The organism is Pseudomonas fulva (assembly GCF_023517795.1).
GTDB lineage: Bacteria > Pseudomonadota > Gammaproteobacteria > Pseudomonadales > Pseudomonadaceae > Aquipseudomonas > Aquipseudomonas fulva_D.
Window position 1 is genome coordinate 5,191,315 of record NZ_CP082928.1, and the last position, 18,063, is coordinate 5,209,377.

The following is an 18,063-nucleotide window of genomic DNA, read 5'->3' on the forward strand; positions in this document are numbered from 1 at the left end:
GCTCAGCGTGTGCCGCGAATGCTGCGCCACAGGGTGACCAGCACCAGCACGAACAAGGCGGCAATGCTGGCCAGCGTCCACACGGTGAAGGGCAGGCCGAGAATCTTGTAGTCGTTCATGCCGCACACGCCGCCGCTCATGAACACCGCCGGCCAATATTCGTGCAACGGCAACTGCTGGTAGTAGAACGGGAAGGGCGAGCAACTGGTGCTTTCCATGATGCCCAGTTCGATCAGGGTGACATGGGCGTTGTCGATCAGCGCCATACCGCTGGCGGCCAGCAACAGCGGCCACAGCAGCACCGCCAGCCAGGTCTGCCGGGCTGCCGAGGCGGCGCTCAGCAGCAGGGCGATGGCGGCAGTCAGGCACAGCCACAGGCGGATCTGCACGCATAGGGTGCAGGGCTCCCAGCCGAACACATGCTGGGCAATCAGGGCGCCGGCGAGCATCAGGGCGCTGGCCAGGGCGATCAGCAGCAACAGCGGGGCGGGGCGGGACATGCAACTCTCCAGGTGAGAAGGCCTACGGCAACAAGGTGCCGTTTGTACCGGAAGGCGGCCTGCCGGGCAATCGAGGATTCCGATGCGAACCATCATTTTTCGAGTGCAGGCATGGCGCTCGCGGCGGGGGCCTTGCGCAAGCCGGCCGTGGGAACGGGCCATGCCCGTGACGTCGCGCGCATGGCGCGCTCCCACAAGGGCAGTACTTCGTAAAAAAAATCCCCACGCAGAGGGGCATCTGCATGGGGCAACAAGGGCCGACAAAGCGGCCGGGAGGGAAAGGGATACTCAGGACGCCGGCTGCCAGCCGCCGCCCAGTGCCTTGTAGATGGCGACGATGCCCTGGTAAAGCTCGACCTCGGCCTGGGCCTGGCTGTCTTCGGCGGCCAAACGCTCACGCTCGGCGTCGAGCAGCACCAGGAAATCCGCACTGCCTTCACGGTATTGCAGCGCGGCCTGGGCCGCGGCGGCGCGGCTGGCCTCCGACTGGCGTACCAGTGACAACAGACGTTGCTGGCGTTTGCCGTAATCGCTGAAGGCGTTTTCCGACTCTTCCAGGGCCAGCAATACCTGCTGCTCGTAGCTGGCCAGGGCGCCGTCGGCATCCGCCTCGGCGCCGCGCAGACGGGCACGGACGCTGCCCAGGTCGAACGCCGCCCAACTGATGGTCGGTGCCACGCCCCAGGCGCGCGCCGCCGAGGAGCCGAGTTGCGAACCACGCCCGGCGGTAAAGCCGAGGAAGCCGGACAGGCTGACCCGCGGGAACAGGTCCGCGGTGGCCACGCCAACCTGGGCAGTGGCGGCTGCCAGCTCCCGCTCGGCAGCACGCACGTCCGGCCGGCGGCGTAGCAGCTCGCCCGGATCACCGATCGGCAGGGCCTTGGCGATGGCCGGCAGCGGCCGTGGCGACAGGTCCACGCTCAGCGCATCAGGGCGCTGGCCGAGCAGGGTGGCGATGCGGTTGCGCGCCCGCACCTGCTGCGCCTGGAGCTGCGGCAGCGTGGCTTCGGTGGCCGCCAGGCGGGCGTCGGAACGCAGCACGTCCAGCTCGCTGCCCATGCCGACCTCACGGCGACGCTCGATGATGTCCCGCGACGATTGCTGGTTCTCCAGGTCGGAACGGGCGATGCTTTCGCGCAACTGGGCGCCGCGCAAGGTGCCATAAGCGTCGACCAGTTCGGCTATCAGGCTGACCTGCAGCTGCTGGTAGTCGGCCTGGGCCACCTCTATCTGCGCTTCACTGGCTTCCAGCTGCCGCTGGATGCGCCCGAACAGGTCGAGCTCCCAGGCCATGTCCAGGCCCAGGTCATAGCGCTCGGCGTTGACCCGCTGCTCGGTCACGCCGGGCTGCTGGGCCTTGCCGATCTCGCTGCTGGCCCGGCTGGTCACGGTGGGAAGGCGGTCGTTGGCCATGTCGTCAAGAATCGAGCGGGCGGCGCGCAGACGGGCGTAGGCCACGCGCAATTCACGGTTGTCCTGCAGCGACTGCTCGACCAACTGGTTGAGCGTCGGGTCGTCGAACTGCTGCCACCACTGCGCTTCGAAGTGGGCAGTGTCGTAGCTGCCCCGGGCCGCTGGCGCGGACACCCCGTTGGCGTCCTGTGGCGCCCTGTAATCCGGGCCGACCGCGCAGGCGCTGATGGCCAGCGCCAGGGCGGGGATCAGCAGCCCACGGGGCAGATGAGTGATCATCGAATTCATGCCTGGGCCTCCTGCAGACGAGCCTGTTGTTTGCGCGCCTCGCGTTTTTCCACGAAGGCGCGGATCAGCACATAGAAAACTGGGGTGAGCAGCAGGCCGAAGAAGGTCACGCCGAGCATGCCGCTGAATACCGCGACGCCCATCGCATGACGCATTTCCGCACCGGCGCCGCTGGACAGCACCAGCGGCACCACACCCATGATGAAGGCGAAGCTGGTCATCAGGATCGGCCGCAAGCGCAGGCGGCAGGCTTCCAGCACCGCGGCGACGCGATCCAGGCCATGTTCCTGCTGTTCCTTGGCGAACTCGACGATCAGGATGGCGTTCTTGCACGCCAGGCCCACCAGGACGATCAGGCCGATCTGGGTGAAGATGTTGTTGTCGCCACCGGACAGGATCACCCCGGTGATGGCCGACAGCAGCACCGTCGGCACGATCAGGATCACCGCCAGCGGCAGGCTCCAGCTCTCGTATTGAGCGGCCAGCACCAGGAAGGCCAGCAGCACGCAGAGCGGGAACACGAACAGTGCGGTATTGCCGGCGAGGATCTGCTGGTAGGTCAGCTCGGTCCACTCGTAGCTCATGCCGTTGGGCAGTTCTTCCCTGAGCAGCTTGGCCATCGCCGCTTCGGCCTGGCCGGAGCTGTAGCCGGGGGCTGCCGCGCCGTTGATCTCGGCGGTGATGAAGCCGTTGTAGTGCATCACCCGGTCGGGGCCGGAGGTGTCGCTGACCTTGACGAAGGTCGACAGCGGAATCATCTCGCCCCGGTTGTTGCGCACCTTCAGCTGGCCGATCTGCTCGGCGTCCAGGCGGAAGCGCTGGTCGGCCTGCACGTTGACCTGGTAGGTACGGCCAAAGCGGTTGAAGTCGTTGGCGTACAGCGAGCCGAGGTAGACCTGCATGGTGTCGAAGATGTCATCGATGGCCACGCCATGGGTCTTGGCCTTCTCGCGGTCGAGGTTGGCTTCCACCTGGGGCACGTTGACCTGATAGCTGGTGAACAGCCCGGCCAGCTCCGGTACGTTCTGGCTCTTGGCGATGATGTTCTGGGTCTGCCTGTACAGCTCCTCGTAACCCAGGCTGCCGCGATCCTGCAGCTGCACGCGGAAGCCGCCGATGGTGCCCAGGCCCATCACCGGTGGTGGCGGGAAGATGGCGATGTAGGCTTCCTGGATGCTGGCGAACTGGCCGTTGAGGTCCGCGGCGATGGCGTTGGCGCTCAGCGACGCGTCCTTGCGCTGATCGAAGTCCTTCAGGGTGACGAACACGATGCCGCTGTTCGGGCTGTTGGTGAAACCGTTGATCGACAGGCCCGGGAAGGCCACGGTGTTCTCCACGCCGGGGTGCTTGGCGGCGATGTCCGACATTCGCTTGATCACCGCTTCGCTGCGGTCCAGGCTGGCGGCGTCCGGCAGCTGGGCGAAGGCCACCAGGTACTGCTTGTCCTGGGGCGGCACGAAGCCGGTGGGCGTGCTGGAAAAGCCCAGGTAGGTCAGCCCCATGAGGCCGGCGTAGAGGATCAGCGCGATGCCGCTGCCGCGCACCACCCGGCGCACGGTGCCGACGTAGCCATGGCTGGCCCGTTCGAACACGCGGTTGAAGGGGTTGAACAGCCAGCGGCCGAACAGCCGGTCGAGGACCACCGAGAAACGGTCCTTGGGCTCGTGATGGCCTTTGAGCAATACGGCGGCCAGGGCCGGCGACAGGGTCAGCGAGTTGAACGCCGAGATCACCGTGGAGATGGCGATGGTCAGCGCGAACTGCTGGTAGAACTGCCCGGTGAGGCCGGAGATGAAGGCGGTCGGCACGAACACGGCGCACAGCACCAAGGCGGTGGCGACGATCGGCCCGGTGACTTCCTTCATGGCCTGGCGGGTCGCCTCCAGCGGCGTCTTGCCGAGGCCGATGTTGCGTTCGACGTTCTCCACCACGACGATGGCGTCATCCACCACGATACCGATGGCCAACACCAGCCCGAACAGTGACAGGGCGTTGAGCGAGAAGCCGAACATGTGCATGACCGCGAAAGTGCCGATCAGCGACACCGGCACGGCGGCCAGGGGGATGATCGAGGCGCGCCAGGTCTGCAGGAACAGGATCACCACCAGCACCACCAGCACGATGGCTTCGAGCAGGGTGTGCACCACCGCTTCGATGGAGCCGCGCACGAAGATGGTCGGGTCGTAGACGATTTCGTAATCCACGCCCTGGGGGAAGCTCTGCTTCAGTTCGGCCATGCGCTCGCGCACCGCATCGGAAATGGCGATGGCGTTGGAGCCCGGGCGCTGGAAGATCGGCATGGCCACGGCGGGTTTGTTGTTGAGCAGCGAACGCAGGGCGTATTGCTTGGAGCCCAGTTCGATGCGGGCGATGTCCTTGAGGCGGGTGATCTCGCCGTTCTCGCCGGCGCGCACCACGATGTTCTCGAACTCTTCCTCGCTGACCAGACGGCCCTGAGTATTGATCGACAGCTGGAAGCTGTTGTCGCTGGCCGCCGGTGGTGCGCCCAGGGAGCCGGCCGCCACCTGGCGGTTCTGCTCGCGGATGGCATTGACCACGTCGGTGGCGGTGAGCCCGCGGGAGGCGACCTTGTCCGGGTCCAGCCACACGCGCATCGAGTAGTCGCCGAGGCCGAACAGCTGCACGTCGCCGACGCCATCGAGGCGAGCCAGCTCGTCCTTGATGTTCAGCGAGGCGTAGTTGGACAGGTAGAGCATGTCGTAGGCGTCGTTGGGCGAGGTCAGGTGCACGACCATGGTCATGTCCGACGAGGCCTTGTCCACCGTCACGCCAAGGCGCTGCACTTCGGTGGGCAGCGTCGGCATGGTGCGGGTGACGCGGTTCTGCACCTGCACCTGGGCAGTATCCAGGTTGGTGCCCAGGGCGAAGGTGATGGTCAGCGTCATGCGCCCGTCGTTGGTCGCCTGGGACGACATGTAGAGCATGCCCTCGACGCCGACGATGGCCTGCTCCAACGGCGAGGCGACGGTTTCGCCGATCACCTTGGGGTTGGCACCGGGAAAGTCGGCACGTACCACCACGGTGGGCGGCACCACTTCCGGGTATTCGCTGATCGGCAGCTGGAACAGCGAGATGGCGCCGCCGATCAGGATGATCAGCGACAGCACGGCGGCGAAGATCGGCCGCTGGATGAAGAACTGCGAGAAGTTCATCGTTAGAGTCCTTTTGATGCGGGCACAGCCCAGCCTGCCCACGCCATGGGCGGCGCGAGCAGGTTCTCGGGTAGGAAGGGGGAGAGGGCGAGGCCCGCTGTTACTTGAGGCTGACCTTCAGCGGTTCGTCATTGTTGCGCGCCGAGGCCACGGCCTTGCGCTGCTTTTCCAGCGTCGCCAGGGTCTTCTCGTCGGCCATCGGCACGGCTTGCGGGTCCACGGTACTGCCCGGAATGGCACGCTGCAGACCGTTGACCACCACGCGGTCGCCCTTGGCCAGGCCACTGCGTACGATGCGCAAGCCCTCCAGCTTGGGCCCCAGCTCCACCGAGCGGTAGGCCACGGTGTTGTTGTCACCGAGCACCAGCACGAACTTCTTGCCCAGGTCGGTGCCGACGGCGACGTCCTGGATCAGCATGGCGTCGTAGGTGTCGCTACCCACCAGCTTCAGGCGCGCATACAGGCCCGGGGTGAACTGGCCGTCACGGTTGTCGAACACCGCGCGGCCGCGGATGGTGCCGGTGCGCGGGTTGACCTGGTTGTCGAGAAAGTCCAGCTGGCCCAGGTGCGGGTTGCCTTCCTCATTGGACAGGCCCAGGTACACCGGGCTCTTGCCACGGCTGTCGTGGCCGGCCTTGCGAGCCAGCTCGGTGTACTTGAGGAAGGCGCGCTCGTCGGCGTCGAAGTAGGCGTACACCTTGTCGGTGGACACCAGCGAGGTGAGCAGCGATTCGCTGGCGGTCACCAGGTTGCCGGCGGTGACTTCGGCACGGCTGACGCGGCCATCGATGGGCGCGGTCACGCGGGTGAAACTGAGGTTCAGGCGAGCGTTGTCGAGTTCGGCCTGAATGCCGGCCACGGCGGCCTGGGCCTCCTGGGCCGCACTCTTGCGTGCATCGGCCAGTTCGGTGGAAATCGCATTGCCTTCCCGCAGGCGCTCGCCACGCTGGGCTTCGCTGCTGGCGCGAACCTGATTGGAGCGGGCTTGCTGCAGCTGCGCTTCCAGGCGTTTGACTTCGGCCTGGAAAGGGCGCGGGTCGATCTGGAACAGCAGGTCGCCTTTCTTAACCAGTGCCCCTTCGGTAAAGCTCACCTTGTCGATGAAGCCGGAAACCCGGGGGCGGATCTGCACCGATTCCGGCGCTTCGAGGCGGCCGGTGAACTCGTCCCATTCGTTGAGGGGCTGTTCGATGACTTCGGCCACGCTGACCTTGGGGGTAGGCATCTGCTGTGCGGTTTCCTGGCTCTTGCCACAGGCAGCCAGTACGAGGGCTGCGGTAAGGGCCAGGGGAAATTGCCAGAGCCTTGGGTTGGACTGTTCCATGATTGCGATCCGCCAAGAGGAGAGGGAGGTGATGGAGGCGGAGTCTGGTCGCTGCAACATCCGGGCACGAATCGAATGCCACGAAAATAAATATCATCACGAATGATGATATTACCCGTTGGAATATAAATAGAAAGCTACCTATCTATTTAATCTAGATGGCCAAGCTGGTTCCAGGCGCTATTCCAGGCTGTCGGGATCACCGAAGAACATCTGGATGCGCGAGCGCAGCCAGCGTTCGGCCGGGTCGTTGTCCTGGGCGCCACGCCAGGCCATGGACATCTCGAAGCTGTCGCTTTCGAAGGGCAGGTCTTCGGCGCGCAGGCCGCCGGCGGCGGTGAGCGCGGCGGCGGTGTAGTCGGGCACCACGGCGATCAGGTCGGTACCGGCCAGCAGGGTGCCCAGGCCGTTGAACTGCGGCACGGCGAGCACCACCTTGCGGGTGCGCTCGAAGCGCGCCAACTGATCATCGATGAAGCCGTTGAGGTCGCCGGCGAACGACACCATGGCGTGGGGGCGAGCGCAGTATTCGTCGAGGCTCAACTTGCCAGGTATCGAATCGGCACGCAGCAGCTTCGGCTTGCTGCGCCGCAGCGTCTTGCGCTTGGCGTTGGCCGGCAGCTCCTCGGTGTAGCTCACGCCTACGGAAATTTCCCCGGAGGCGAGCAGGTTGGGCATCAGCAGGTAGTTGGCACGGCGCACCACCAGCACCACGTTGGGCGCCTCGGAGCGCAGGCGCCGCAGCAGCGCCGGAAGCAGCGCGAACTCGACGTCGTCCGACAGGCCGACCCGGAATACCGCGGTGCTGGTGGCCGGGTCGAACTCCGAGGCGCGGCTGACCGCGGTGGAGATCGAATCCAGCGCCGGCGACAGCAGGGCGAAGATTTCCTGGGCCCTGGCGGTGGGCTCCATGCTGCGGCCGGTGCGCACGAACAGGGGGTCGTCGAACAGGTTGCGCAGGCGCGACAATGCCGCACTGATCGCCGGCTGGCCAAGGAACAGTTTCTCTGCCGCACGGGTCACGCTGCGTTCGTGCATCAGCGTTTCGAACACGATCAGCAGGTTGAGATCGAGACGGCGCAGGTCGTTGCGGTTCATCCGGGTTCCAAATGTGCGGGCTTGCCAGAGCGGGACGCTAGTGAGAGCCTTGTCCGCCAATAGTACGAGCACTTGAGCGCATTGGGAAAGACACCGGTAACATTGGCATATCCACACGTTCCGCCGGCCTATATCACTGCCAGGCATGACGACTATTAGTCGTGTCGGGTGGTGTGCACCCAGGTCTGCAGATAAAGTCGAATCCAGTGAATGACCCAATCCGCGATCAGTTGAGGTTGACGATGTCCCGCATGATCCGTTTCCACAAGTTCGGCGACGCCAGCGTATTGCAGTGCGAAGAAATGCCGACACCCACTCCGAATGCCGGGGAGGTGCTGGTACGTGTCCAGGCGCTCGGCGTCAGCTGGGGTGACGTGCTGTGGCGCCAGAACCTGGCGTCCGAAGAAGCCAAATTACCTTCCGGGGTCGGCTCCGAGCTGGCCGGTATCGTAGAAGCCGTGGGCGAGGGTGTCGACGACCTTGCGGTCGGCACGCCGGTAGCCGCGTTCCCGGCCAATACGCCCAACCGTTACCCGACCTGGGGGGACATGGTGGTGGTGCCGCGCTATGCGCTGACCCGCTACCCCGACGTGCTCAGCCCGGTCGAGGCGAGCATCCACTACACCGGCCTGCTGTTCGCCTATTTCGCGATGGTCGACCTGGCCAAGCTCAAGGCCGGCCAGCACGTGCTGATCACCGAGGCCTGCCATTGCCTGGCGCCGCAGTCGGTGCAACTGGCCAAGGCGCTGGGTGCCAAGGTCATCGTTTCGACCAGCGTGCCGGGCAGCCGCGAGTTCCTGCGCGAGCTGGGCGCCGACAAGATCATCTTCACCGAGGAGCAGGATCTGGTTCTCGAGGTCGAGCGTTACACCGAGGGCAAGGGCGCCGAGGTGATCCTCGACCACTGCGCCGGCCAGCAGCTCAAGCTGCTCGGTGACGTCGCCGCCACCCGCGGCAAGCTGATCCTCTACGGCCTCAACGGTGGCAACGACACCGCGTTCCCGGCCTGTGCCGCGTTCAAGAAACACCTGCAGTTCTTCCGTCATTGCGTGCTGGACTTCACCGGGCACTCGGAACTGGGCATCGAGCAGGATCACGCCGCCGTGCAGCGCGCCCTGGATCACATCAACATGCTCACCGCCGATGGCCTGCTCAAGCCGCGGATCGACAAGACCTTCGCTTTCGAGGAGTTCGCCGAGTCGCATCGCTACATGGAAGCCTGCCCCGAGCGTGGACGCGTCGCCCTGACGCTGGAGTGATCCGCCCCAGAACGAAAGAAGCCCGGCACTGACCGGGCTTTTTTCTGGGGCGATACATCCTTGTATCAGGCCTCGAGCATCGCCGAGATGTATTGCCGTTTGATGACCTGCTAGCTGCTTTCCCGCACCCGCAACTCGAAGCCCAGGTCGATGCTGGATGCAGCAGGGCGACCATCGAGCATTTTCAGCAGCAGGTTGGCGGCTTCGCGACCGACCTCGGTGCGCGGCGTATGGATCGATGACAGCCGCGGCACGGTGTGCGCAGAAGCCGGCAGGTCGTTGAAACCGACCATCGCCACGCGTCCCGGCACAGCCATGTCGCAGCGTTGCGCCTCGAAAAGCGCGCCCTGGGCCAGGTCGTCGTTGCAGAAGAAGATGCCGTCGACATCCGGGTGGCGCTGCATCAGCTCGCGAAACAGCTGGCAGCCCAGGCCGATGGACGAGGGCAGGGGGTGCAACAGCTCCAGGGTCGGGTCGTAGACACCCGCGGCCTGCAGGGCACGGCGAAAGCCTTCGCCACGCTGCATCACCCGTGGGTCCAGCTGGGCCGCCACATAGGCGAGCCGCTTGCGACCTTGCTGCAACAGGTGCCTGGCCGCGGCTTCACCCGCCGCCTGCTGGGAAAAGCCGACGCTGGCGATACCCGGCGCATCGCTCAATTCCATCATGTGCACGCAGGGAATGCGGCTGGCGCCGAGCAGGTGTCGCGTGCCTTCGGTGCGGTCGAAACCGGTCAGCAGCATGCCCATGGGCCGGTACGGCAGGTAGTTGCGCACCAGTCGCTCTTCCTCGTCGCGGCAATAGTGGTAATCGCCGATCAATACCTCGATACCGCGTGGGCGCATCACTTCGTGAATGGCCTCCAGCGGCTCGATGAACAGCTGGTTGGAGAGCGACGGAATCAGCACCACGACCGAGGTGCCACGCGCCGACGCCAGGGTTCGCGCCGCCGGGTTGCCCACATAACCCAGCTCATCGGCGGCCTTGCGCACCCGTTCGGCGAGATCGGCACCCACCGTGGCCACGCCGCGCAGCGCCCGCGAGGCGGTGATGGTCGATACCCCGGCACGTTCGGCGACCTGCGCCAGGGTCGGCATGCCAAGGGTGCGGGAACTGCTGTGCGTCGGGGATTTCATCGCCAGGGGTTGTCATCGGCCAGAGTTGATGGTTAAGGTAGCGCTGTCTCAAGGGCTTGGCAATCGAGCGCGATGCGCTGGCAGCCTCTGAGCAGCAGGAACCGGCGTATAACAGTTACAACATTTGAAGCCGCTGTCTCGCGTATTGCTATATCCGCCAAAGATAGCGCTGTCTTCTGCTGGAGTTGCACGATGAGCAAACCGATAACCGCAGTGGTCGTCATGGGCGTATCCGGATGTGGCAAAAGCTGCGTCGGCGAATCGATCGCCAACCATGTCGGCGGTTACCTGATCGAAGGTGACCAGTTTCATCCGCCCGCCAATATCGAGAAGATGAGCGCGGGAATTCCCCTCGATGACGATGACCGTGCCGACTGGCTGACGCGCCTGGGTCGGGAACTGATCAGCGCACTCGAGGCCCACCCCCATCCCGTATTGACCTGCTCGTCGCTCAAGCGCAAGTACCGCGACCGGCTGCGCGAGGCCGTGCCCGGCCTGGGCTTCGTGTTTCTCGAATTGTCCCGTGAGGAGGCCGCCCAGCGCGTCGGCAATCGCCCGGGGCACTTCATGCCCGCCAGCCTGATCGACAGCCAGTTCGCCACTCTGGAACCGCCCCATGGCGAGCCCTCGACCCTGGCGCTGGATGCCACGCAACCCATCGATACCCTTGGCCGCAAGGCCGCTGACTGGTGGCGGGCTTCCAGCGACGACCGCTGACCGTGCACCCATGCATCTCCCATAACAAAGACAAGTGGAGGCGACATGAATACCGAACATCAGGCTGAGCTGTACCGCACACCCCTTGATCACCTGACTGCAGCTGTAGAGGAGGGCGCTCACCATGAATGAAGTGACCACCACCCTCGGCGCCGGGCCACTGCTGTCCATCGCCGCCGGCGCCGTTCTGCTGCTGTTGCTGATGATCATCCGCTTCCGCCTGCATGCGTTCCTGGCGCTGGTGCTGGTGAGTATCTTCACGGCTCTGGCGACGCAGATTCCCTTCGACAAGATCGTGCCGACACTGCTCGGCGGCTTCGGCACCACCCTCGCAGCAGTAGCCTTGCTGGTCGGCCTTGGCGCGATGATCGGCCGCCTGCTGGAAATCACCGGCGGCGCCCAGGTGCTGGCCGACACGCTGATCAACAAGTTCGGTGAACACCGGGCGCCATTCGCGCTGGGCGTAGCCTCGCTGCTGTTCGGCTTTCCGATCTTCTTCGATGCCGGCCTGATCGTGATGCTGCCGATCATCTTCAGCGTGGCCAAGCGCTTCGGCGGCTCGACCCTCAAGTATGCGCTGCCTGCCGCCGGCGCCTTCGCCGCGATGCACGCCCTGGTGCCGCCGCATCCGGGGCCGGTGGCCGCGGCAGAACTGCTGGGCGCCAACATCGGTCTGCTGGTCATCGTCGGTACCGTCATCGCGCTGCCAACCTGGTATTTCGGCGCCTATCTGTTCGGCCTGTGGGCCGGCAAACGCTATGACCTGAAACTGCCGGCCAGCTTTCTGACCGACGTGCCGCGCGATAACAGCGTGACGCCGCCGGCCTTTTCACTGGTGATGACCATTCTGCTGATGCCATTGCTGCTGATCTTTCTGGACACCGGCCTCAACACCCTGACGGTCATGGGCGCGGTGGATGGCGGCAGCAGCTGGGTGCAGTTCCTGCGCATGCTCGGCAAAACGCCGGTGGCGCTGCTGATCACCGTGCTGTTCGCCTTGATCGCCTTCAGCGGCCGGCACAGTCGCCAGCATCTGGAAAAGGTCTGCGAAGGCGCGCTCGGGCCGATCTGCTCGATCATTCTGGTCACCGGGGCAGGGGGCATGTTCGGTGGTGTGCTGCGCACCAGTGGTATCGGTGATGCCCTGGCCGATACCCTGTCGGACACCGGCATGCCGGTAATCCTCGCTGCCTTCGTGATCTCCGCGGCGCTGCGCGTCGCCCAGGGCTCGGCTACCGTGGCCTTGACCACCACAGCCGCGCTGGTGGCACCAATGGTCGCCGCCACGCCGGGGCTCAGCGAGTTCGACCTGTGCTTTATCGTGGTGGCCATCGCCGGTGGCGCGACGGTGCTGTCCCATGTCAACGACTCGGGCTTCTGGCTGGTCAGCCGCTTCCTGGAAATGGACGAGAAGACCACGCTGAAAACCTGGACGGTGATGGAGACGTTGCTGGGTGGTATCGCGTTCATTCTGGCCGTTATCGGTAGCCTGATCCTGTAGCGTGAAAGGCCGATGCCGTCATGGCGACGGCATCGGTGCGGGATTACACACCGTTCCAGATCTGGAACAACCCGGCAGCTTGCTATGCGGCGCCCTGGAACGTGTTCATCTGGTGCCGTACGCAGCGCCAGATCCTGGCGAACGACCCACGATATTTCTCAGGCACAACGCGAGCTGAAAGCAGGACGCCAGCCGCGGCATCTTCGACAGCCATATCTGCAAAGCCGTCCAAGCACCGTGCGCATGCCCATGGCGAGCATCTTTCGCAAATTAGAGTGTTCGGCATCAGCAGCGGCCACTTTGAAGGGACTGACGATTACGTAGTGAGTTTTGCAGCGGATGATTACAAGAACCTGGCAGGAGAACGGCTGGCATCGTTCAGTACATAACTTCGCATAATGTATATTATGTTAAATTGCATATACGAAGCTGCCAGCCGCTAGATCAACCTGTGCCCCGTTTGCCTCAAACCTCGACGACGATGGCACGCTGAGTCGCCTGGCATTTCTCCTCGCTCAATCTTCTATCCATAGCAATCTTATCAGCCATGAACAGCGCTGCCCGTTCTTGGGAAGATTTCGCGCCGGATTACAGGTGATAATCACCCGCCGCCTCCGGCTGGTAAAGCACCTTCCTGATCTCGATCTGCCGCGTGCGACCCGCTATGCGCCAGTTGATGGCATCCCCCTCCTGATAACCCAGGATCGCGGCGCCGAGGTCGGAACACACCGAATGCTTGCCAGCGCTGTGGTCGGCGTCTTCGGGATAAACCAGGGCCACTTCGAACGCTTCGTCGTCCAGCTGCACCAGGGCCCTGGAGTTCATGGTGACGACATTGCTGGGCACCTGATCCGCCTCGACGACGATGGCGCGCTCGAGCTCATGTTCGAGTTGGACGACTGGGCCTTCCTCCAGCGCGATCAGGCTGTCGAGCTTGGCCTTGTCCATTTCGGTGATGTAGATCCCAGGTGCATCGCGGAACGCATCTTCGCGCAGCAGCTGCAGGTAGCGCCCGGCCGTCATGGCCCATAACGTCATGGTCGGCGTTTCGCTCTCGAGTCTGAAGCCGCTGCGTTCAAAGGCTTTCTGCGAGCGCTGGTTGTCCGGATGGATCTTGGCGATCAGCGTCTTGGCCCGCATGTCGAGGAAAGCCAGTTTCATGCTTTCGCGGATCGTACGGGTGCCCAGGTTCTGCCCCCACTTGTCGCTGTCGCCGATGGCCAGGACGATTTCGCACGCCGAGCCGGTCTTGATCAGACGCACGAAGCCAACCGGATCGTCATGCCGGTCGTAGGCCATGAAGAATCGGCCGCCCTGGTTGAACAGATGGGTCAGAATCGGCAACTGAGTCCGATCGATGGCGTGTTCGATGGAGCGGGAAACATCACGCGAATCGCTCAGGTAGCAGGTAACGCGCTCATCTTCCAACCAGTCCATCAGCTTCAGCGCATGTGCCCGGGTAATTTCAGGGCACAGCGAAATGAAAGGCTTGTTCATCTTCACCACACATATTTGAAGGATGAAAGCCCTTCATGGCTATGGCCATGACGGTTCTTTCGGCAACCGGCAAGTCTAATACATCGGGCGCGTGATTCCGACCCGCTTGAACATGGTTGGCTGTTACTCGGCAGGTCGGCGCCCTCTCCCGCCTTAGACAGCTGCGCAATTTCTACATACCGTTCACGCAAGCCGGGCCGAATAAAGCACCTGGCGATGAGCAAGGCTCACCACCAGGCGGCGCGCCTCAAAGCACGCTGGCCAGGAACTCGCGCAGCCGTGGATGCTGCGGGTTGTCCAGCAAGGCGCGGGCATCGCCCGCCTCCACCACCTTGCCGTTGTCCATGAACACGAGGTTGTCCGCCACCTCGCGGGCAAAGCCGATTTCATGGGTGACCACCACCATGGTGATGCCCGAGTGCGCCAACTGCTTCATTACCTGGAGCACTTCGCCCACCAGCTCGGGGTCCAGTGCCGAGGTCGGCTCGTCGAACAGCATCACCTCGGGTTGCATGGCCAGTGCCCGGGCGATCGCCACGCGCTGCTGCTGGCCGCCGGACAGCTCCCGTGGCCAGGCCTGCGCACGGTGCGCCAGACCGACCTGGTCAAGCAGCTGCATGGCCCGCGCCTCCACCTCGGCGCGTTTCTGGCCGAGGATGCGGATCGGTGCATCGGCGATGTTCTGCAGCACCGTGCGGTGCGGGAACAGGTTGAACTGCTGGAACACCATGCCGATGCGCTGACGCTGCCGGGCGACGGCCTTCTCCGGCAGTTCGTAGAGCGCCTGGCCCTTGCGGCAATAACCGATCAGCGTGTCGCCGACGTGAATGGTGCCGCCGTCGAGTTTTTCCAGGTGGTTGATGCAGCGCAGCAGTGTCGACTTGCCCGAACCGGACGGCCCGAGAATCACCGTCACCGAGCCGGCGGCGATGTCCAGGTCGATGCCGTGCAGCACCGTATTGCCGGAAAACTGCTTGTGCACGCCATGCAGGCGGATGGGCTCGCTCATGACGCGGACTCCTGCGTGCCTTTGTTGCGGCGCAGCCAGCTGCCCCGCGCCGGGCCATTGCCGCGGCTGAACCACACTTCGATGTAATGCTGGAGCACCGACAGCACCGAGGTCATCACCAAGTACCAGAGGGTGGCGACCAGCAGCAGCGGAATCACCTCATAGGTGCGCTGGTAGATGATCTGCGCCGAATAGAGCACATCCTGCAGGGCGATCACCGACACCACCGCGGTGGTTTTCAGTTGGCCGATCACCTCGTTGCCGGCCGGCGGCAGGATGGTGCGCATGGCCTGGGGCAGCACGGTCTGGCGGAAGATCTGCCCGGGCCGATAGCCCAGGGCCTTGGCGGCTTCGAGCTGGCCCTGTCCGACGCTCTGGATGCCGGCGCGAATGATTTCCGCCGCGTACGCGGACTGGTGAATCACCAGGGCCAGCACCGCCGCGCTGAACGGGCTGATGATCTCGTTGGTTTCCGCGCTCCACAACTCGCCCACCAGCGGCAGGCTCAGCGACAGCTGCGGGTACAGCGCCGCGATGTTGTACCAGAGAAACAGCTGCACCAACATCGGCACGGCGCGGAAGAACCAGGTGTAGGCCCAGCTGACGCTGACCAGCACCGGGTTGGACGACAGCCGCATCAGGGCCAGCAGCGTACCGCCGGCAAAGCCGAACACCACCGAGATGACCGTCAGTTCGATGGTCATCAGCACGCCGGCGAGGATCGACTCCTCCGTCAGGTTCTGCGCCACCACGTCCCATTCGAAACGTGGGTTGTTGACCATCGAGGTGGCCACCAGCGACAGCAGCAACAGCACGATCAGGGCGCTGAACCAGCGCCCCCAGTGACGGTGCTTGACGATGCGCAGCCCGGCGATGTCGTCGTCAGGCCGTTGGCTCATTTGAGGTTTTCTGCGTTGAGGCCGGCGGATTCGACGGCGCCGAAGCCGATTTCCCACTTGTCGAGGATCTGCTGGTAGGTGCCGTCCTTGATCAGCGAGTTCAGCGCTGCCTGGATCGGTTTGCCCAGCGGCGAGTCCTTGGCCAGGGCGATGGACACGATGGTGTCCTCGATGGTGATCTCGCCGGCCAGTTTCAGCGCCTTCACCTGGCTGGCCTGGTAGCGCAGGCCTTCGTAGGGGCCGAAGAACATCGGCACGCGGCCGCTGATCACCGCCTGTACGCCGGCCGGGCGATCCGGGAAGATCGGCACCTTGATGGCCGGCTTGCCATCGGCCACGCAGGCCTCGCTGGCCTGTTGCAGGCGCGTGACCTGGGAGGTGCCGGCGCCGGCGCCGACGGTCTGGCCGCACAGCTCGGCAAAGCTGTTGAACGGGCCTTTGTCGGAATCCGCGCGGCCGACCAGGGCCAGCTTGGAGGCGTTGTAGTAGCCGACGAAGTCGACCTGCTCCAGGCGCTTGGCATTGGCGTCGATATTGGAGATCGCCGCGTCGTAACGCCCGGATTTCAAGCCCGGAATGATGTTGTCGAAGCCGCCGGTGTCGCGCAGATCCAGCCTGACGCCCAGGCGATCGGCGACCGCGCTGATGATGTCGATCTCGCGCCCGGCCAGGGTCTTGTTGTCGGCCTGGTAGAAGGTGGTCGGCGGGGTGTTCGGGTTGGTACCGGCGATGATGCTGCCACGTTTCTTGATCGCCTCCGGCAGGCTGTCATGCAGCGCGGCATCGGCCTCGGGCTTGGCGGTGGCGTTGAAGGGCACGCCCTTGTCGGCGGCAATGGCGCCGGTCAGGGGCAACAGCGCGAAGGCGGCAGCGGTCAGTGCAGAACGTTTCATGGGTCATTCCTTCTCGGTTGCCAGTGGGGCAACGGCGGCAAAGTTTTCGTCGACAGGAGGCAGGCCGAGGTTTTCCCGCAGCGTGCTGAATTGGTAATCGGTGCGGAACAGGCCGCGGCGCTGCAGCTCGGGAATCACCAGCTCGACGAACAGCTCCAGCTGGTCGGGCAGCACCGCCGGCATGATGTTGAAACCATCGGCGCCGCCCTGCTCCAGCCAGTGCTGGAAGTCATCGGCGATATCCTCGGCGGTGCCGACCACAACGCGGTGACCGCGCGAGCCGGCAGCCACCGCCGCCAGTTGGCGCAGGGTGAGGTTCTCGCGGGCGGCCAGCTCGGTAAGCAGCTTGACGCGGCTCTGGCTGCCTTCGGTGGCGGGGATTTCCGGCACCGGGCCGTCCAGCGGATAGGCGGTCATGTCCACGCCGAAACGCGCCGACAGCTGCTCGATGCCGTTGTCGATGTCCACCAGTTCGTTGAGCTGGTTCCAGACTGCCTGGGCCTCTTCACGGGTACGGCCGACGATGGGCATCACACCGGGCAGGATCAGCAGGTGGTCGGGCTGGCGACCGGCGTCACGCACGAACTGCTTCTGGCTCTGGTAGAAGGCCTGGCCCTCCTCCAGCGACGACGCTGCGGTGAACACCACTTCGGCGGTTTGCGCGGCCAACTGCTGGCCTGCCGGCGACGAACCCGCCTCGATGATCACCGGGCGGCCCTGGGGTGAACGGGCGATGTTCAGCGGGCCTTGCACCTGGAAGTGCTTGCCCTTGTGGTTGGCCGCATGGATCTTGCTTTCATCGGAGTAACGGCCGGTGTCCTTCTCGCGGACGATGGCGCCCTCTTCCCAGCCATCCCACAGCTTGAAGGCCACATCGAGAAACTCCCGGGCCATTTCGTAGCGGTCGGCGTGGGACGGCAGGTCTTCACGGCTGAAGTTGCGCGCCGCGTCGAGGGAGAACGAGGTGACCACGTTCCAGGCGCCGCGGCCACGGCTGATGTGGTCCACCGAACAGAGCGCGCGCGCCAGGTGGAACGGCTCGTCGAAGGTGGTGGACGCGGTGGCGGCCAGGCCGATGTGTTGGGTCTGCACGGCCAGGGCCGAGAGCAGCGTCAGCGGTTCCAGGCGCGATAGGGTCGACGGCAAACGATGCACGCTGGTAGCCAGGGCGTCGCCGACGAAGAACATGTCGAACTTGCCCTCTTCCGCCTTCCTGGCGATCCAGGTGAACCAGTCGATATCGGTGGGCGAGCCTTTCGCGCCCTCGGCACGCCAGCCGCCCACGTGGTGCCCCAGCGCCTGCACGAACAGGCCGAGGCGCAATTGACGGGGTGAAGCAGGTTGCACGGACATAAC

The 18,063-nt window shown here is 64.6% G+C and carries 14 protein-coding genes and 1 pseudogene; 4 read left to right on the top strand and 11 right to left on the bottom strand.

The annotated features are described in order from the left end of the window. Nucleotides 1-2: 2 nt before the first annotated feature. From K8U54_RS23980 to K8U54_RS24000, 5 genes are all read right to left on the bottom strand, one after another. A complete protein-coding gene (locus K8U54_RS23980; RefSeq protein WP_249908138.1) occupies nt 3-500 on the bottom strand; it encodes a disulfide bond formation protein B in 498 nt (165 codons plus the stop codon). 288 nt (nt 501-788) lie between these two features. Further along, a complete protein-coding gene (locus K8U54_RS23985; RefSeq protein ID WP_249908139.1) occupies nt 789-2,201 on the bottom strand; it encodes an efflux transporter outer membrane subunit in 1,413 nt (470 codons plus the stop codon). Beyond that, entirely contained in the window at nt 2,198-5,374 is a 3,177-nt protein-coding gene (locus tag K8U54_RS23990; protein WP_249908140.1) for an efflux RND transporter permease subunit, read from the bottom strand. The genes K8U54_RS23985 and K8U54_RS23990 overlap by 4 nt, the downstream gene beginning before the upstream one ends. Nucleotides 5,375-5,474: 100 nt before the next feature. Further along, on the bottom strand, nt 5,475-6,698 hold the full coding sequence (gene mexE / locus K8U54_RS23995) for a multidrug efflux RND transporter periplasmic adaptor subunit MexE (protein ID WP_249908141.1): 1,224 nt from the start codon (nt 6,696-6,698) through the stop codon (nt 5,475-5,477). A gap of 180 nt (nt 6,699-6,878) precedes the next feature. Beyond that, the gene (locus tag K8U54_RS24000; RefSeq protein WP_249908142.1) at nt 6,879-7,796 is read right to left on the bottom strand and encodes a LysR family transcriptional regulator; all 918 of its coding nucleotides are present in this window, start codon (nt 7,794-7,796) and stop codon (nt 6,879-6,881) included. A 242-nt stretch (nt 7,797-8,038) separates the two neighbouring features. Between K8U54_RS24000 and K8U54_RS24005 the strand changes: the two genes are divergently transcribed. After that, nucleotides 8,039-9,055, top strand: coding sequence for a zinc-dependent alcohol dehydrogenase family protein (locus K8U54_RS24005; protein WP_249908143.1), 1,017 nt, complete (start codon nt 8,039-8,041; stop codon nt 9,053-9,055). Between the two features lie 110 nt (nt 9,056-9,165). Here K8U54_RS24005 and K8U54_RS24010 read toward each other — a convergent pair whose 3' ends face one another. Further along, nucleotides 9,166-10,191 (bottom strand): LacI family DNA-binding transcriptional regulator, encoded by a 1,026-nt coding sequence (locus tag K8U54_RS24010; protein WP_249908144.1) that lies wholly within the window; start codon nt 10,189-10,191, stop codon nt 9,166-9,168. 192 nt (nt 10,192-10,383) lie between these two features. Between K8U54_RS24010 and K8U54_RS24015 the strand changes: the two genes are divergently transcribed. From K8U54_RS24015 to K8U54_RS24025, 3 genes are all read left to right on the top strand, one after another. After that, nucleotides 10,384-10,908, top strand: a complete 525-nt coding sequence (locus tag K8U54_RS24015; RefSeq protein WP_249908145.1) for a gluconokinase — start codon at nt 10,384-10,386, stop codon at nt 10,906-10,908. Nucleotides 10,909-11,032: 124 nt separating this feature from the next. Continuing rightward, nucleotides 11,033-12,409, top strand: coding sequence for a GntP family permease (locus K8U54_RS24020; RefSeq protein ID WP_249908146.1), 1,377 nt, complete (start codon nt 11,033-11,035; stop codon nt 12,407-12,409). A 20-nt stretch (nt 12,410-12,429) separates the two neighbouring features. Continuing rightward, nucleotides 12,430-12,798: a hypothetical protein gene (locus K8U54_RS24025; RefSeq protein WP_249910520.1), complete on the top strand. Its 369-nt coding sequence runs from the start codon at nt 12,430-12,432 to the stop codon at nt 12,796-12,798. A gap of 199 nt (nt 12,799-12,997) precedes the next feature. On the opposite strand, the pseudogene K8U54_RS24030 reads toward K8U54_RS24025, so the two are convergent. The 5 genes and pseudogenes from K8U54_RS24030 to K8U54_RS24050 all read right to left on the bottom strand — a co-directional run bounded on the left by K8U54_RS24030 (nt 12,998) and on the right by K8U54_RS24050 (nt 18,060). Continuing rightward, nucleotides 12,998-13,955, bottom strand: a pseudogene (locus K8U54_RS24030) (GNAT family N-acetyltransferase). 198 nt (nt 13,956-14,153) lie between these two features. After that, nucleotides 14,154-14,915, bottom strand: coding sequence for an amino acid ABC transporter ATP-binding protein (locus tag K8U54_RS24035; RefSeq protein WP_249908147.1), 762 nt, complete (start codon nt 14,913-14,915; stop codon nt 14,154-14,156). Beyond that, nucleotides 14,912-15,814, bottom strand: a complete 903-nt coding sequence (locus tag K8U54_RS24040) for an amino acid ABC transporter permease (protein WP_249908148.1) — start codon at nt 15,812-15,814, stop codon at nt 14,912-14,914. The genes K8U54_RS24035 and K8U54_RS24040 overlap by 4 nt, the downstream gene beginning before the upstream one ends. Beyond that, nucleotides 15,811-16,707: an ABC transporter substrate-binding protein gene (locus K8U54_RS24045; protein WP_249908149.1), complete on the bottom strand. Its 897-nt coding sequence runs from the start codon at nt 16,705-16,707 to the stop codon at nt 15,811-15,813. The genes K8U54_RS24040 and K8U54_RS24045 overlap by 4 nt, the downstream gene beginning before the upstream one ends. Before the next feature lie 3 nt (nt 16,708-16,710). Next, nucleotides 16,711-18,060: an LLM class flavin-dependent oxidoreductase gene (locus K8U54_RS24050; RefSeq protein ID WP_249908150.1), complete on the bottom strand. Its 1,350-nt coding sequence runs from the start codon at nt 18,058-18,060 to the stop codon at nt 16,711-16,713. Nucleotides 18,061-18,063 lie beyond the last annotated feature (3 nt).

Coding starts and splice junctions, on each gene's coding strand:
- K8U54_RS23980 (WP_249908138.1), bottom strand. CDS start 500: ATGTCCCGCCCCGCCCCGCTGTTGCTGCTGATCGCCCTGGCCAGCGCC.
- K8U54_RS23985 (WP_249908139.1), bottom strand. CDS start 2,201: ATGAATTCGATGATCACTCATCTGCCCCGTGGGCTGCTGATCCCCGCC.
- K8U54_RS23990 (WP_249908140.1), bottom strand. CDS start 5,374: ATGAACTTCTCGCAGTTCTTCATCCAGCGGCCGATCTTCGCCGCCGTG.
- mexE (WP_249908141.1), bottom strand. CDS start 6,698: ATGGAACAGTCCAACCCAAGGCTCTGGCAATTTCCCCTGGCCCTTACC.
- K8U54_RS24000 (WP_249908142.1), bottom strand. CDS start 7,796: ATGAACCGCAACGACCTGCGCCGTCTCGATCTCAACCTGCTGATCGTG.
- K8U54_RS24005 (WP_249908143.1), top strand. CDS start 8,039: ATGTCCCGCATGATCCGTTTCCACAAGTTCGGCGACGCCAGCGTATTG.
- K8U54_RS24010 (WP_249908144.1), bottom strand. CDS start 10,191: ATGAAATCCCCGACGCACAGCAGTTCCCGCACCCTTGGCATGCCGACC.
- K8U54_RS24015 (WP_249908145.1), top strand. CDS start 10,384: ATGAGCAAACCGATAACCGCAGTGGTCGTCATGGGCGTATCCGGATGT.
- K8U54_RS24020 (WP_249908146.1), top strand. CDS start 11,033: ATGAATGAAGTGACCACCACCCTCGGCGCCGGGCCACTGCTGTCCATC.
- K8U54_RS24025 (WP_249910520.1), top strand. CDS start 12,430: ATGGCGACGGCATCGGTGCGGGATTACACACCGTTCCAGATCTGGAAC.
- K8U54_RS24035 (WP_249908147.1), bottom strand. CDS start 14,915: ATGAGCGAGCCCATCCGCCTGCATGGCGTGCACAAGCAGTTTTCCGGC.
- K8U54_RS24040 (WP_249908148.1), bottom strand. CDS start 15,814: ATGAGCCAACGGCCTGACGACGACATCGCCGGGCTGCGCATCGTCAAG.
- K8U54_RS24045 (WP_249908149.1), bottom strand. CDS start 16,707: ATGAAACGTTCTGCACTGACCGCTGCCGCCTTCGCGCTGTTGCCCCTG.
- K8U54_RS24050 (WP_249908150.1), bottom strand. CDS start 18,060: ATGTCCGTGCAACCTGCTTCACCCCGTCAATTGCGCCTCGGCCTGTTC.